Origin of the sequence: Desulfocurvus sp. (genome assembly GCF_023230885.1) — a bacterium.
Taxonomy (GTDB): domain Bacteria; phylum Desulfobacterota; class Desulfovibrionia; order Desulfovibrionales; family Desulfovibrionaceae; genus Desulfocurvus.
This window is the reverse complement of sequence record NZ_JALNWM010000071.1, coordinates 1-14,331: the sequence shown is the minus strand read 5'-3', so window position 1 is coordinate 14,331 and position 14,331 is coordinate 1. Positions and strand designations below refer to the sequence as shown.

The following is a 14,331-nucleotide window of genomic DNA, read 5'->3' as shown; positions in this document are numbered from 1 at the left end:
CGCCCTGCGCGCCGGGCGCGCCGGGAACGCAGGCGCCGCGCCGCGCCGGGGGGGTCGCCGTCCGGGGCGCTCCGTGGCGGGGGGCGCTGCGTTGATGCTGCGGGTCTGCATTGTGTACGCCTATCCTCCGGGCCGGGAAAGCTCAAGACGCTTGTGCTGTTTTGTGGCGGCGGGGCAGCGTGTTCGCGCCTTGCGGCGTTGCCTTTTGTGCGCCGCCGTGGCATGCTTCGGGCATTGGGTTGCACTTCAGGAACGCGGGAGACGAAAGCCATGACCGCCATTTCCATGCAGGCCCCCAGCGTGAACTCCGAATCGGTGGTCACCAACAGCGGGCCCCAGCTGACCAAGGCGCTGCTCCAGGGCAAGGCCGAGAGCCGGATGTCCTTCACCGTGGCCGACGCGAGCGCCACGTCCTACCTGTGGTCCACCCAGGTGGGCCAGCAGTACCCGAGCATTCTGGACATGCCCCGGCGCAGCATGGTCGCCGCCGAGCATCTCCTTGGCCTGGTGCGCAGCCTCCAGGTCTAGCGGTCCCGATTCCCCCTGGCCGTCCCCTCGAACAGCAGCGGAGTCTCATGTTCTCGCCCCTCGTGCTCGACCGCTACGCCGATGTTCTTGTCTGGGCCCTGGACGCCTCGCGCCCGGCGCCCCTGAAGCGGGGCGATATCGCCCTGGTCCGTTTCGACCTCGCCGCCCTGGACCTTGCCCGCGCCGTGGCCGCGCGGCTGGTGGACCGCGGCGTGCACACCCTGCACCGCCTGAACCGCACCCCCGGCATGGAGCTGGACTTCTACCAGGGCGCCGACGAGGCCCAGCTCGGCTTCGTGGCGCCGGGCAGCGCCGAGCTGCACGAGGCCCTGGGCGCCTCGGTGCACCTGCTGGCGCCCGACGCCCTGACGCATCTGGCGGACATCGACCCCCGGCGCATCGCCTCGGTGGCCCGGGCGCGCAAGCCCCTGCGCGACATCCTGGAGCGCCGCGAGCAGGAGGGGCTGTTTTCCTGGACCCTGTGCCTGTGGCCCACGGCGGAGCTGGCGGCCAAGGCGGGCCTGAGCCTTGAGGACTACGCCGACCAGGTGGCCCGGGCCTGCCACCTGGACGACCCCGACCCCGTGGCCCGCTGGCGCGAAGCCCTGGAGCGCATGGGCGAACTGCGCGCCTGGCTCGATGGCCTGGGCGCCACGCGGCTGCGCGTGGAAGCCCCGGGCATGGACCTGGAGGTCACCCCCGGAGAGGCCCGGCGCTGGCTTGGCCTGACGGGGCACAACATCCCGAGCTTCGAGCTGTATCTCTCCCCCGACTGGCGCGGCACGCGCGGCACCTACCATGCCGACCAGCCCTCCTACCGCGGCGGGAACTATGTGCGCGGCGTGCGCCTGTGGTTCGAGGACGGCCGGGTGGTCCGCTCCCGGGCCGAGGAGGGCGAGCGCTTTTTGCACGACCAGATCGCAATGGACGGCGGCTCGGACAAGCTCGGCGAGTTCTCCCTCACCGACCGGCGCTTCTCGGCCATCGACCGCTTCATGGCCATGACCCTTTTCGACGAGAACTACGGCGGCGCCCACGGCAACTGCCACGTTGCCCTGGGGGCCTCGTATCCCTCCACCTACGCGGGGGCCCAGGACGACCTGACCCCCGAGCGCAGGCGGGAGCTGGGCTTCAACTCCTCCGCCCTGCACTGGGACCTGGTGAACACCGGGCCGAAAACGGTCACCGCCACCCTGCCCGACGGGTGCAGGCGCGTGATCTACGAAAACGGCGAGTTCACGCTCTGAGCCCGCGCCCCGCCTCTTTTTCCGGCTCCGCCTCCGGCCCCGGAGGGCGGCTTTTTTCGGCAAGGGGCTTGATTCGCCACGAGGTTCCCCGTAGACTTTGCAACGGTCCAATGATGGCGGTGGTCTGCCGACACCGCCGGGTACATCCGGGTCAGGGCGTTTTACGGACATGAACGAACATCTCGCGTCCCCTGACGAACGAGCCTTCCTCGAATCCCAGGTCGCCGACCATGTGGCCAGGATGCGCGCCCTGGGCCAGCGCCTCGACTCGCTCATCCAAAGCCGCGAGGGCGAGTTCCTGGCCCTGGGCGGGCGGCTCATGGAATACACCACCCTGTCTTCGGGCATCGCGGACAGCGCGGCCGAACTGGCCGCGCTGTGCGCAGGGGACGAAATCGCCCAGGGCACCAGCGCCCTCGAAGAGGAGCTGCGCAGTCTGGGGGCGGCCTCGGGCGCCTCGCAGGCCGAGGCCGACGGTCAGGCCCTGGGGCGCACCGGGGAGCTGGTGGCCAGCCTGGGCCAGCAGGTCGGCGAGTTCGCGCGCATCGTCCGCAGCCTGCAGATGCTCGGCATCTCCACGCGCATCGAGAGCGCCCGCCTGGGCGACCAGGGTCTGGGCTTCAGCACCCTGGCCGACGACGTGGAGGCCCTGGCGGGCAAGATAGTCCAGAACTCCGGGGCCATCGCCGAAAAATCCCTCGCACTCGGAACCCTGGTGCAGGCCGCGCGCGGCCGCACCGCCACCCTGGCCCGCGAGCAGACCCGCGAGGCCCAGATCATGGGCGCGGACATCGCCGAGGCCTTCCAGACCCTGTCGGACCTCATGGCCAAGGCCAGGCAGGTTTCCGGGGGCATAGCCGGGCGTTCCCGGGCCGTGGGCGAAAGCGTGGCCGAGGTGGTCGCCTCCCTGCAATTCCACGACATCGTGCGCCAGCAGGTGGAGCACGTCGAGGAGGCCCTGCACGACATGGTCGAGCAGGCCGAGTCCACCACCTGCCCCGGGGGCGGCGCCCAGGCCGACGGGAACGGGCAGGGCCATGCCCAGGACGACGGGAACGGGGAGGGCGACGCTCCGGAGCCGGGCGACGCGCAGGCCCTGGCCTGCTGGCGCGACCTCGTGGGCTGGATTGCCGACGTGTCCGGCCTGCAGGTGTCGCAGCTGGACAACGCCTCCCGGCGGTTTTCCTCCGCCGTGCAGGGCCTGCGCGACGGGCTGGCCGGCATCGCGGCCCAGGCCCGGGAGCTCCTGGACGACCTGGAAACCATCACCGCGGCGGGCGACCGGGGCGAGGGCACCGTGTTTGCCCGCGTGTCGCGCAGCACGGGTCGCGTGGTCCGGGCCATGGAGCGCTCCCTGGAGCAGGGCCGCGAGCTCGCGGCGCTCATCGGCGAGGTGGCCGACACCGTTTCGGCCATGACCGCTTTTGTCACCGGCATCGAGGAGGTCGGCGCGGAGATCGAGCTGATCGCCATCAATGCCAGCATCAAGGCCGCGCACACCGGCGACGAGGGCAAGGCCCTGGGCGTGCTGGCCCAGGCCATCCAGCGCCTGTCGGTGGAGGCGCGCGACCGCACCCGGGCGGTGGCCGATGTGCTGCGCTCGGTGGCCGAGGTCTCCCGCGAGCTGGAAACCCGCGCCGCGGACACCCGCCAGTCCGAGCTGCTGGCCAGCTATTCCGAGCGCCAGGCCGCCTTCAGCGCCCAGCTTTCGCACATGGACCGCGACCTGGCCGCGCGCATGGCCGACCTGGCCCGGCGCTGCCGCGACCTCGAGGCCGACGTGGAGGCCCTGGCCCGCTCGGTGGACCTGGACAAGCGCATCCTGCCCGGGCTGGAATCCGCCGGCAAGGACCTGGCCCGCATCGAGGCGGTCTGCCGCGAGGCCGTGCCCGTGGCCGACGACGCCGGGCGCCCCGAGCGGCTCAAGCAGCTTCTGTCGCGCTACACTATGGAGGTGGAGCGCGTGGTTCACGAGACGGCCTTCGGCGCGCAGGCGCCGGGCGCCCGCCCCCTGCGCCACGAGGACGAGGGCGGGGTGGAGCTTTTCGACGACGGGCCCGGCGAGCCGGGCTCCGCGGGCGAGGACTGGGACAACATCGAACTGTTCTAGCCCCCGGGCGCAGGGGGCGGACGGCGGCCCGCGCCGCCGGGAGGACGCATGGCCTCGTTTAAACTTGACGGCACCGGCACATCGGGAACCCTGGCCTTCGCGGGCCAGTGTACCATCGAGCACGCCGAGGCCATGAAGAAGGCGTTGACGGAGGCCCTGGAGCGCTTCGAGGAGCTGGATCTGGACATGTCCGCCGTGGAAGGCGCGGACCTGAGCTTCCTCCAGCTCGTCGTGGCCGCGCAGGTGGAAATGGGGAAACGCGGCAGGAGCCTGTCCGCCAGCCGGGGCACACCGCCGGTGGTGGCCGACCTCGCGGACCAGGCAGGCATGTCGCTAGGCAGTTACGAGCAGTGTTTCTGGAAAAAGGGGTAGCCCATGTCGCAATTGATCATGACGGTGGACGATTCCGCAAGCGTCCGGCAGATGGTGAACTTCACGCTGAAGAACGCCGGGTACGACGTCGTCGAGGCCTCCGACGGCAAGGACGCGCTCTCCAAACTCTCGGGGCCCATCAAGATGGTCATCACCGACCTGAACATGCCCAACATGGACGGCATCACGCTGATCAAGAACATCCGGGCCAACCCGGCCTACAAGTTCATTCCCATCATCATGCTGACCACCGAGTCGCAGGCCACCAAGAAGCAGGACGGCAAGGCCGCCGGGGCCACGGGGTGGATCGTCAAGCCCTTCAAGCCCGATCAGCTGCTGGCCGTGGTCAAGAAGGTGCTGCGATAGCATTCTGGCGCGCGCCCCGCCCGGGCGCGCCGAGCAGGCAGGGAGGTCCGCCGCATGCCCCAGGACGACATCAACCGCCAGGCGTTCAAGGAGGAGGCCTACGACCTCCTCGGCGAACTGGAGTCCGCGCTTCTCGAACTGGAGGAAAACCCCCGGGACCAGGAGCTCATCGACCGCGTGTTCCGCGCCATGCATACCGTCAAGGGCTCGGGCGCCATGTTCGGCTTCGACGACATCGCGGCCTTCACCCACGACGTGGAGACGGCCTTCGACAAGGTCCGCTGCGGGGAGCTGCCCGTCACGCGCGAGCTTCTGGACCTGACCCTGCGCGCCCGCGACCATATCCTCGAACTGCTCGGGGACACCACGGGTACCAGGGCGGGCTCCGCGCAGGCCAAGGCGATCATCGCCGGGTTGCGCGGGCTGGCGGGCGCGGCCGGCGGGCAGGACGCCGCCCCGGCGGACCCCGCGTCCGCAGCCCCCGGCCAGGACGAGGCCCTCGCAGCCGCGTCCGGCGGGGAGGCCGTGACCTACCGCGTCCGCATCCGCCCGGGGCGCGATATCATGCTCTGCGGGACCAATCCCCTGGCCCTGCTGGCCGAGCTGCGCGACCTGGGCGCGGGCCAGGTCGCCGCGCACATCGGCGAGGTGCCGCCCCTCTCGGAGCTGGAGCCCGAGGGCTGCTATGTGTGGTGGGACGTGATCCTGGCCACCGACAAGGGCGAGGACGCCATCCGCGACGTGTTCATCTTCGTGGAGGACGACTGCGAGGTGACCATCCAGGTCATCGACACCCTGGGCGCCCTGGAGGGGGACTCGACCTACAAGCGCCTGGGCGAGATCCTCGTGGAGCGTGGCGACATCTCCGCCGATGACCTGCGCCGCGTGCTGGGCGAGCAGCCGCGCCTGGGCGACATGCTGGCCGAGGCCGGGGTCGTCTCGCGCGAGCAGGTGGAGTCGGCCCTGGCGGAACAGGCCGCCGTGCGGCGCATCCGCAAGGACCGCGACGAGCAGGCCACCGCGTCGAGCATCCGCGTCGCCGCCGACAAGCTCGACGACCTGGTGGACCTCGTGGGCGAGCTGGTCATCGTCCAGGCCCAGATATCCCAGATGGTCAGCACCCGGGGCGACCAGGAGCTGACGACCCTGGCGGAGGAGCTGGAGCGCCTGTCCGACGAGCTGCGCGACTCCACCTTGTCGGTGCGCATGCTGCCCATCGGCACCACCTTCTCCAAGTTCCGCCGCCTGGTGCGCGACCTGTCGGCCGAGCTGGGCAAGCAGATCGAACTGAAGACCAAGGGCGCCGAGACCGAACTGGACAAGACCGTCATCGAGCGGCTGAACGATCCCCTGGTGCATCTTCTGCGCAACAGCATCGACCACGGGGTCGAGCCGCCCGATGTGCGCCGCGCCGCAGGCAAGGACCCCTGCGGGGAGATACTGCTGTGCGCCGAGCACTCCGGCGGCGAGGTGCTCATCACCATCCGCGACGACGGCAAGGGCATGGACCCCGCCTCCCTGCGCGCCAAGGGCGTGGAGCGCGGGCTCATCGCCCGGGACGCCGACCTGACGGACAAGGAACTGTTCAGCCTGATCTTCGCCCCGGGCTTCTCCACGGCCCAGAAGGTCACCAGCGTCTCGGGGCGCGGCGTGGGCATGGATGTGGTCAAGCGCGGCATCGACGCCCTGCGCGGCTCCATCGACGTGGACAGCAGGCCCGGGGAGGGTACGACCATCACCATCCGCCTGCCCCTGACCCTGGCCATCATCGACGGCCTCCAGGTCCAGGTGCAGGACGAGTTCTACGTCGTGCCCCTGTCGCTGGTGGAGGAATGCGTGGAGCTGATCCAAAGCCCCGAGGAGCGCCGCCGCGAGCAGCAGGTGCTGAACCTGCGCGGGGCCATCGTGCCCTACCTGCGTCTGCGCGACTGGTTCGACATCCCCGGCGCTCCGCCGGAGATCGAGCAGATTGTGGTCACCGGGGTGGAGGGCCAGCGGGTGGGCATCGTGGTCGACCATGTCATCGGCGAGCACCAGACGGTCATCAAGACCCTGGGCCGGGTGTACCGCGACGTGGAGGGCCTGTCGGGGGCGACCATCAAGGGCGACGGCTCCATGGCCCTGATCCTGGACGTGCCCCGGCTGGTGCGCATCGCCGCCGAGGCCCGGGGCTGAGGCGGCCATGACGGGCGAGGCGGCCAGGAGCCGCGACTCCCTCCAGGCCCAGGGCAAGCCCAGGGCCATGTCGGACAAGGACTTTCGGCGCTTTGCGGAGTTCATCGGCCGGGAATACGGCATCAAGCTGCCGCCGAGCAAGAAGACCCTGCTCGAAGCCCGGTTGCAGAAGCGCCTGCGGGCCCTGGGTTTTTCCGATTACGCCCAGTACAGCGAGTTCCTGTTCAGCCCCCAGGGGCTGGACTCGGAGCTGTGCCACCTCATCGACCAGGTGACGACCAACACCACGGACTTCTTCCGCGAGCCCAAGCATTTCGAGTTCCTGGAGGCGCGGGTGCTGCCCGAGTGGCACGCCCGCAACCGGGGGCGGACCCTGCGCGTGTGGAGCGCGGGCTGCTCCATCGGCGCCGAACCCTACACCCTGGCCATGGTGCTCAGCGACTTCCAGCAGGCCAACCCCGACTTCCGCTTCGCCGTCGTGGCCACGGACATCTCGCGCCAGGTGCTCCAGAAGGCGCACAACGCCGTCTACACCGAGGAGCAGGCCCGGGGCGTGCCCGAGGCCACCATGCGCAAGTACTTCATGCGCAGCAAGGACCGCTCGCGCAGGCTGGTGCGCCTGGTGCCCGAGGTGCGCCGCCGGGTGGAGTTCCGCTGGCTCAACTTCATGGAGGATTTCAATTTCCGCGAGCCGCACGACATCATCTTCTGCCGCAACGTGATCATCTATTTCGACAAGCCCACCCAGCACGACCTGTTGTCGCGCTTCTGCCGGACCCTGAACCCGGGCGGCTACCTGTTCATCGGCCATTCCGAGAGCCTGGCGGGCATGTCCCTGCCCCTGGCCCAGGCGGCGCCCACCATCTATCGCAAGCCCTGACGGACGGAGGCAGCCATGACCAAGAAGATCAAGGTGCTCGTGGTGGATGATTCGGCCGTGGTGCGCAGCACCCTGGCCGAAATCCTGGACGCCGACCCGGACATCGAGGTCGCGGGCACCGCGGGCGACCCGTTTGCCGCGGCCAAGCGTATGGAACAGGTGGTCCCCGACGTGATCACCCTGGACGTGGAGATGCCGCGCATGGACGGGCTGACCTTCCTGCGCAAGATCATGACCCAGCATCCCGTGCCGGTGGTCATGTGTTCCACGCTGACGGAGAAGGGCTCCGAGACCCTCATGCGCGCCCTGGAATACGGCGCAGTGGACATCATCCAGAAGCCGCGCCTGGGCACGCGCCAGTTCCTCGAGGAATCGCGCATCCGCATCACCGACGCCGTGAAGGCCGCGGCGCGGGCCAACCTGCGCAAGCTCACGGCCCCGCGCATGGTGGTCCAGCCCAAGCTTTCGGCGGACGCGGTCATCTCCGGCCCGGCGCCCCGGCCCGCGACCCTGCAAACCACCGAGAAGGTCGTGGTCGTCGGTGCCTCCACCGGCGGAACCGAGGCCCTGCGCGAGTTCCTGGAGGCCATGCCCATGGACTGCCCGGGCATCGTCATCGTCCAGCACATGCCCGAGATGTTCACCGCCGCCTTTGCCAAGCGCCTGGACGGCATCTGCCGCATCACGGTCAAGGAGGCGGCGGACAACGACACCGTGCTGCGCGGGCAGGCGCTCATCGCGCCGGGCAACCGCCACATGCTGCTCAAGCGTAGCGGCGCGCGCTACCATGTGGAGGTCAAGGACGGGCCGCTGGTGCGCCGCCATCGGCCCAGCGTGGACGTGCTTTTCCGTTCGGCGGCGCGCTACGCCGGGCCCAACGTCATCGGCGTGATCATGACCGGCATGGGCGACGACGGCGCGGTGGGCATGAAGGAGATGAAGGACGCCGGGGCCTGGAACATAGCCCAGGACGAAGCCACCTGCGTGGTCTACGGCATGCCCGGCGAGGCCGTGAAGGCCGGGGGGGTGGACAAGATCCTGCCCCTGGAGCGCATCGCCCACGAGGTGGTGCACCGCGCGGCGGGGTAGGGCGGGGCTACTTCCTGCCGTCGTTGTGGCGGTAGACCAGCACCCGCACCGGCTCGCGGACCACAAGCCCCTCGCGGATCAGCCCGTCCAGCAGGGGCAGGAAGGCGTCGATCTTCTCCGGGGCGTCCACGATCTCGGTGACCATGGGCAGGTCTTCGGACAGGCGCAGTATCTTGGCCGTACGCACGCGGCTGTTGGCCCCGAAGCCCGCCACCCCGCGCAGCACCGTGGCCCCGGCCAGCCCGCGCCGCCGGGCCTCCTCGATGATGATTTCGTGCAGCGGGCGTCCGCCCGCCGTGTCGCTCTCGCCGGTGTAGATGCGCAGGCGCTCGGCCTGTGTGGGCAGCTTCATGGCGTCCCTCCCCGCGCGGCTACGGCACCAGCCGGGCCAGGGCCAGCCCCGCCAGCAGGCAGGCCAGCCCCAGCAGGTTCTGCCCGCCGATGTTCAGCGCGGCGTAGGCCCACTGGCTGGAGCGCAGCAGGGCCGCGCTTTCGAACATGAAGGTTGAAAAGGTGGTGAAGGCACCCAGGAACCCCGTGAGCACCACGGCCCGGGCCTGGGGGCCCAGGCCCGCACGGTCCTCCAGCAGGCCCCAGGCCAGCCCGAAGAGCAGGCAGCCCGCCATGTTGACCACGAAGGTGCCGGCCGGAAACGAGCCCCCGGCCAGCCGCTGCACGAGCCCGGCCAGCCCGTAGCGCGCCAGGGCGCCCAGGCCCCCGGCCAGGCCGAGCAGGACGAGTTTTTCCACGGTGGCCCTCCGGGGCGTTTGCGGTTTGGGCGCGGGCGGTATACCCTCGGGCCGCAGGCGGACGCCGCGTCGCGGCCGCCCGGAGACGACCATGCCGCTGGAAACCGAGATCAAATACCTGGGCGCGGACCTGGCCGCCGTGGCCGCCGCGCTGGGCGCGGCCGGGGCCCGGCGCCTGGCCCGGCGCCGGGAGCGCAACGAGGTCTACGACGACCCCGGGCGCGGCCTGCGCGCCCGAGGCATCCTCATACGCCTGCGCGAGGACGGGCGCAACCTGCTGACCGTGAAGCTGCCTGCGCAGGCCCCGGCCCCGCCCGGGGTCAAGGCCCGTCGCGAGCACGAGACCGAGGTCGCCGACCTGGCGCCCCTGCGTGTGGCCCTGGCGGCCCTGGGGCTGGAGGTGGCCTGCGTGTACGAGAAACTGCGCGAGGAATGGGCCCTGGGCGGCTGCCATGTCTGCCTGGACCGTCTGCCCTTCGGCGATTTCGTGGAGATCGAGGGCCCGCCGGACGCCCTGGCCGGGGTGGCGGCCGCCGCGGGGCTCGCGGGCCTGCCCACCTCCCAGGCCAGCTACCACGAGCTCAACCGCGCCCACCGCGCCGCCTGCGGCCTGCCCGCCGACGACAGCTTCGTCTTCCCCCCGCAGGGCCCCGAGGCCCCCGGTTTCCCGGCCCCCTGAGCCCGCCCGCTGGACAAGCCCGCCGGGAGCCTTAGATTGTGCTTCGAGGCGGCCCCTTTACCCCGGGGCCGATTTCCCGTAATTCTATTCAACGAAGAGATGTTTTCATCGCCCGGGGCCTCAGGCCCGGGGCGCGGACCAAGAGGGAGCCGCAGACGTGCCGCAGCCTTTTTCCCGCCCCGGCGAGCCCGGGGTGTACCTGGACGACGAGGTCCGCGAGCCGAGGAAGTACAAGGTGCTTCTGCACAACGACGACTACACGACGATGGAGTTCGTCGTGCAGGTTCTGTGCGAGGTGTTTCGCAAGACTGCGGCCGAGGCCACGGAGATCATGCTGCGCGTGCACCACGACGGAATCGGCGTGTGCGGCGTCTACACGGTGGAGGTGGCCGAGACCAAGGTGGCCGTTGTGCGCCAGCGCGCGGCCCGAGAGGGCTTCCCCCTGAAATGCACCATGGAAGAGGTGTGAATGCTTTCCAAGCAGCTTGAAACAGTGCTCAGTTCCGCCGTGAAGGAAGTGAAGCGCCGCAGCCACGAGTACCTGACCCTGGAGCACCTGCTCTATGGCGTGCTCCTGGAGGAAAGCGGGCGCGACATCCTCGTCAACTGCGGCGTCAACGTCATCCGCCTGAAGCATCAGCTGGAGCGCTTCTTCATCGACCACATGGAGGTTCTGCCCGACGATGCAGCGGCGGACGTGGTCCAGACCCTGGGCGTGCAGCGTGTGCTCCAGCGGGCGATCCTGCAAATCCAGTCCGCCGGGCGCGACGAGGTCCGCGTGGGCGACGTGCTGGCCGCGCTGTTCGAGGAGGACGACTCCTATGCCGTGTATTTCCTGAAGTCCCACGGCGTGTCGCGCCTGGACATCCTGGAATACATCGCCCACGGGTCGGGCGGGGTTTCCGGGCCCGGGGCGGGCTGGGACCGGCCCCAGGGCGCGCCCCTGCCGGGGCGCGAAGCCGGGCCGGGCAAGGGCGCCGAGGGCCCCGAGGGCGGCTCCATGCTGGAGCAGTTCACCGTGGACCTTTCGGCCCGCGCGCAGCGGGGCGAGATCGACCCGCTCATCGGCCGGGAGGCCGAGATCCGGCGCACGGTGCAGGTCCTTTCGCGCAGGCGCAAGAACAACCCCCTTTTCGTGGGTGACCCCGGCGTGGGCAAGACCGCCCTGGCCGAGGGGCTGGCCCTGCGCATCCACGAGGGCGACGTGCCCCAGAGCTTCAAGGACACCCGGGTCTTCTCCCTGGACATGGGCGCCCTGCTGGCGGGCACCAAGTACCGCGGCGACTTCGAGGCCCGGCTCAAGGGCGTCATCAAGGAGCTGCTCGCCATCCCGGGCTCCATCCTGTTCGCCGACGAGATCCACACCATGGTCGGCGCCGGGGCCACCACCGGCGGCACCATGGACGCCTCGAACATCCTGAAGCCCGTGCTGGCCTCGGGCAAGCTGCGCTGCATCGGCTCCACCACCTACGAGGAGTACAAGAACCACTTCGAGAAGGACCGCGCCCTGTCGCGGCGCTTCCAGAAGATCGATGTCACCGAGCCCAGCGTGGCCGACACGGTGGAGATTCTCAAGGGCCTGCGGCCGCACTACGAGGAGCACCACGGGGTCCACTACACCCAGGGCGCCCTCAAGGCCGCCGCCGAGCTGTCGGCCCGCCACCTGCCCGACCGCTTCCTGCCCGACAAGGCCATCGATGTCATCGACGAGGCCGGGGCGGCCTACACCCTGCGGACCCGCCGCCGCAAGGACGACGCCATCCGCCCCGAGGACATCGAGGAGATCATCGCGCGCATGGCCCGCATCCCCTCCGAGCGCATCTCCACCTCGGACCGCGAGCGCCTGCGCAACCTGGAGGCCGACCTCAAGGCCGTGGTCTTCGGCCAGGACGAGGCCGTGACGACCCTGGCGCGCTCCATCAAGCGCTCGCGCGCGGGCATGCGCCCCACGGGGCGCCCCGTGGGCAGCTTCCTGCTCGTGGGGCCCACGGGCGTGGGCAAGACCGAGCTGGCCCGCCAGCTCGCCGCCTGCCTGGGCATCGGCTTCCTGCGCTTCGACATGAGCGAGTACATGGAAAAGCACGCCGTGTCGCGGCTCATCGGCGCGCCCCCCGGCTATGTGGGCTTCGACCAGGGCGGCCTGCTCACCGACGCCGTGCGCAAGAACCCGCACACCGTCCTGCTGCTGGACGAGATCGAGAAGGCCCACCCCGACGTGTTCAACATCCTGCTCCAGGTGATGGACTACGCCACGCTCACCGACAACAACGGGCGCAAGGCCGATTTCTCGCACGTCGTCGTGCTCATGACCTCCAACGCTGGGGCCTGGGAGATGAGCGGCAAGACCCTGGGCTTCGGCGCCCAGGCCGTGGAGGACCGCAGCGACCTGAGCCTCAAGGCCGTGGAGAAGACCTTCTCCCCCGAGTTCCGCAACCGCCTGGACGCCGTGGTGCCCTTCCGCAACCTGACGCCCGGGGTCATGGAGCGCGTGGTGGACAAGTTCATGGCCGACCTGAACCGGCGCATGGCCGAGCGGCGGGTGGCCATCCGCCTCACGGCGGGCGCCAGAGCCTGGCTGGCGCGCCGGGGCTACGACAACCAGTTCGGCGCGCGGCCCCTGGGGCGGCTGATCCAGAAGGAAGTGGAAGACCCGTTGGCCGACGAAATCCTCTTCGGCGTCCTGCGTTCGGGCGGCGAGGTTGTGGTGGAGGCCCCGCGCAAGGGCGCGGCGGGCGGCGGGACCCTGCGCTTCCGTCTGCCGGGCTAGGGGGCGGCGGATGCTCGCGCTGTCCGCGTTGCGGGGGTGGGGGCCGCTGCGCTCCCGCTGGCGCGCCAGCGCGGGCGGCCCGACCCGGGCGCGGCGCGCCGGGAGGCGGCCCCGGAGCCAGGCGACGCCCGAAGCCCGCGCGACGGGGTTTGGAATCCGCGCGGCGAAGCCTGGGCCCCGTGTCGCCCCGTGGCCGTGCGCCGGGGGGCGGCTGGCGCGGGGCGGCGCCCAGGGGCCCTGGCCCACCGGGCGGGCCCCGGCCCCCTGCGGGCCCGGGGCGCCGGGGGCGGACCGGAGCGCCACGCCGTGACCATCGAATTCATCCCGCCGGGGGCGGACCGGTTCCCCGACCCCGCCCGCGCGGGGGCCGACGGCCTGCTGGCCTTCGGCGGCGACCTGGCCCCCGGACGCCTGCTGCGGGCCTACTCCCAAGGCATCTTCCCCTGGTATGGCCCTGGCGACCCCATCCTGTGGTGGTCGCCGGATCCGCGCTGCGTGCTGCCGCCCGAGGCGCTGCATGTGCCGCGCTCCCTGGGCCGGACCCTGCGGCGGCGAACCTACGCCGTGACCGTCGACCGGGCCTTCGCCCGGGTCATCCGCGCCTGCGCCGAAACCCCGCGCCGGGGGTCCCAGGGCACCTGGCTTGTGCCCGAGATGATCGAGGCCTACCAACGCCTGCACGCCCTGGGCGCGGCCCACAGCGTCGAGGCCTGGGCCGCCGACGGCACCCTGGCCGGCGGGGTCTACGGCGTGGCCCTGGGCCGGGTGTTCTTTGGCGAATCCATGTTCCACACGGCGCCCGACGCCTCCAAGGCCGCCTTCGTGGTCCTTGCGCGCCTGCTGGCCCGCTGGGGCTACGGGCTCATCGACTGCCAGCAGACCACCCGCCACATGCTGCGCTTCGGCGCCTTCGAAATGCCCCGCGCCCGCTTCCTGACGCGGTTGGCCATCCTGCGCACCCATCCCCCGGCCCCCGACGCCTGGACCCTGCCCGAGGGGTTCGCCCCATCCGGCTAAAGGCGGCGAGGGGCAGCGGGCGAGGAGCAGCCGGGGCGCCAGTGGGCTTGGCCCCTCGGGGTGCCCGAGGGGCGGCCGCTGAAGGCGGCCGCCCGACCGGGTGCGGTCTCCCGGGGGTCAGGGGTGCGTGTCGCGCGCGTACCGCATCCCATCTGCGCTGGTTGGTGTCTTGGTTCTCCGGGGGCGATCTGTTGCGGAGACCTGCGCGCCTGGCGGCGTCCGCTGCGGATGGATTCCTGGAAATGTCACGGTGCGGCAGGAACTGTGGGGGATGCCGTGGGTGATCCGGAAGGGCCTGCCGGAATGCGGGCCTGTGCAACTTCTTGGGCCGTGGCCAGCCGGCGGCCTGCAT

At 70.9% G+C, this 14,331-nt stretch carries 14 protein-coding genes; 12 read left to right on the top strand and 2 right to left on the bottom strand.

Features of this window, described 5'->3' with window-relative positions; translation table 11 throughout:
• The first annotated feature begins 270 nt into the window (after window positions 1-270).
• The 8 genes from M0P34_RS06880 (at window position 271) to M0P34_RS06845 (ending at window position 8,767) form a co-directional block, all read left to right on the top strand.
• Entirely contained in the window at window positions 271-528 is a 258-nt protein-coding gene (locus M0P34_RS06880) for a hypothetical protein (RefSeq protein WP_291497761.1), read from the top strand.
• Window positions 529-575: 47 nt separating this feature from the next.
• Complete coding sequence (locus tag M0P34_RS06875; RefSeq protein ID WP_291497759.1) at window positions 576-1,775, top strand: aminopeptidase; 1,200 nt, start codon at window positions 576-578, stop codon at window positions 1,773-1,775.
• Window positions 1,776-1,944: 169 nt separating this feature from the next.
• On the top strand, window positions 1,945-3,885 hold the full coding sequence (locus M0P34_RS06870; RefSeq protein ID WP_291497756.1) for a hypothetical protein: 1,941 nt from the start codon (window positions 1,945-1,947) through the stop codon (window positions 3,883-3,885).
• Between the two features lie 48 nt (window positions 3,886-3,933).
• Window positions 3,934-4,257, top strand: coding sequence for an STAS domain-containing protein (locus tag M0P34_RS06865; RefSeq protein WP_291497755.1), 324 nt, complete (start codon window positions 3,934-3,936; stop codon window positions 4,255-4,257).
• Window positions 4,258-4,260: 3 nt separating this feature from the next.
• Window positions 4,261-4,623 (top strand): response regulator, encoded by a 363-nt coding sequence (locus M0P34_RS06860; protein ID WP_291497753.1) that lies wholly within the window; start codon window positions 4,261-4,263, stop codon window positions 4,621-4,623.
• 54 nt (window positions 4,624-4,677) lie between these two features.
• Window positions 4,678-6,798, top strand: coding sequence for a chemotaxis protein CheA (locus M0P34_RS06855; protein WP_291497751.1), 2,121 nt, complete (start codon window positions 4,678-4,680; stop codon window positions 6,796-6,798).
• A gap of 7 nt (window positions 6,799-6,805) precedes the next feature.
• On the top strand, window positions 6,806-7,678 hold the full coding sequence (locus tag M0P34_RS06850) for a protein-glutamate O-methyltransferase (protein ID WP_291497749.1): 873 nt from the start codon (window positions 6,806-6,808) through the stop codon (window positions 7,676-7,678).
• A gap of 15 nt (window positions 7,679-7,693) precedes the next feature.
• Window positions 7,694-8,767 carry a chemotaxis response regulator protein-glutamate methylesterase gene (locus M0P34_RS06845; protein WP_291497747.1) on the top strand — a complete coding sequence of 358 codons (1,074 nt, stop codon included), beginning with the start codon at window positions 7,694-7,696 and terminating at the stop codon, window positions 8,765-8,767.
• A gap of 7 nt (window positions 8,768-8,774) precedes the next feature.
• Here M0P34_RS06845 and M0P34_RS06840 read toward each other — a convergent pair whose 3' ends face one another.
• Together M0P34_RS06840 and M0P34_RS06835 are read right to left on the bottom strand one after the other, a co-directional pair.
• Window positions 8,775-9,119 (bottom strand): DUF190 domain-containing protein, encoded by a 345-nt coding sequence (locus tag M0P34_RS06840; protein ID WP_291497739.1) that lies wholly within the window; start codon window positions 9,117-9,119, stop codon window positions 8,775-8,777.
• A gap of 19 nt (window positions 9,120-9,138) precedes the next feature.
• Window positions 9,139-9,516: a CrcB family protein gene (locus M0P34_RS06835; RefSeq protein ID WP_291497737.1), complete on the bottom strand. Its 378-nt coding sequence runs from the start codon at window positions 9,514-9,516 to the stop codon at window positions 9,139-9,141.
• A 91-nt stretch (window positions 9,517-9,607) separates the two neighbouring features.
• On the opposite strand from M0P34_RS06835, the gene M0P34_RS06830 reads away from it, so the two are divergent.
• From M0P34_RS06830 to aat, 4 genes are all read left to right on the top strand, one after another.
• Window positions 9,608-10,195, top strand: a complete 588-nt coding sequence (locus M0P34_RS06830; protein ID WP_291497734.1) for a class IV adenylate cyclase — start codon at window positions 9,608-9,610, stop codon at window positions 10,193-10,195.
• Between the two features lie 157 nt (window positions 10,196-10,352).
• Complete coding sequence (clpS, locus tag M0P34_RS06825) at window positions 10,353-10,664, top strand: ATP-dependent Clp protease adapter ClpS (protein WP_291497732.1); 312 nt, start codon at window positions 10,353-10,355, stop codon at window positions 10,662-10,664.
• Complete coding sequence (gene clpA / locus M0P34_RS06820; RefSeq protein ID WP_291497730.1) at window positions 10,665-12,962, top strand: ATP-dependent Clp protease ATP-binding subunit ClpA; 2,298 nt, start codon at window positions 10,665-10,667, stop codon at window positions 12,960-12,962. It begins immediately after the preceding gene.
• Between the two features lie 306 nt (window positions 12,963-13,268).
• Window positions 13,269-13,979: a leucyl/phenylalanyl-tRNA--protein transferase gene (gene aat / locus M0P34_RS06815; protein WP_291497728.1), complete on the top strand. Its 711-nt coding sequence runs from the start codon at window positions 13,269-13,271 to the stop codon at window positions 13,977-13,979.
• The last annotated feature ends 352 nt before the right edge of the window (window positions 13,980-14,331 follow it).

What these genes read in the sequence shown, in the direction of transcription:
- M0P34_RS06880 (WP_291497761.1), top strand. Translation starts at nt 271, where the DNA reads ATGACCGCCATTTCCATGCAGGCCCCCAGCGTGAACTCCGAATCGGTG.
- M0P34_RS06875 (WP_291497759.1), top strand. Translation starts at nt 576, where the DNA reads ATGTTCTCGCCCCTCGTGCTCGACCGCTACGCCGATGTTCTTGTCTGG.
- M0P34_RS06870 (WP_291497756.1), top strand. Translation starts at nt 1,945, where the DNA reads ATGAACGAACATCTCGCGTCCCCTGACGAACGAGCCTTCCTCGAATCC.
- M0P34_RS06865 (WP_291497755.1), top strand. Translation starts at nt 3,934, where the DNA reads ATGGCCTCGTTTAAACTTGACGGCACCGGCACATCGGGAACCCTGGCC.
- M0P34_RS06860 (WP_291497753.1), top strand. Translation starts at nt 4,261, where the DNA reads ATGTCGCAATTGATCATGACGGTGGACGATTCCGCAAGCGTCCGGCAG.
- M0P34_RS06855 (WP_291497751.1), top strand. Translation starts at nt 4,678, where the DNA reads ATGCCCCAGGACGACATCAACCGCCAGGCGTTCAAGGAGGAGGCCTAC.
- M0P34_RS06850 (WP_291497749.1), top strand. Translation starts at nt 6,806, where the DNA reads ATGACGGGCGAGGCGGCCAGGAGCCGCGACTCCCTCCAGGCCCAGGGC.
- M0P34_RS06845 (WP_291497747.1), top strand. Translation starts at nt 7,694, where the DNA reads ATGACCAAGAAGATCAAGGTGCTCGTGGTGGATGATTCGGCCGTGGTG.
- M0P34_RS06840 (WP_291497739.1), bottom strand. Translation starts at nt 9,119, where the DNA reads ATGAAGCTGCCCACACAGGCCGAGCGCCTGCGCATCTACACCGGCGAG.
- M0P34_RS06830 (WP_291497734.1), top strand. Translation starts at nt 9,608, where the DNA reads ATGCCGCTGGAAACCGAGATCAAATACCTGGGCGCGGACCTGGCCGCC.
- clpA (WP_291497730.1), top strand. Translation starts at nt 10,665, where the DNA reads ATGCTTTCCAAGCAGCTTGAAACAGTGCTCAGTTCCGCCGTGAAGGAA.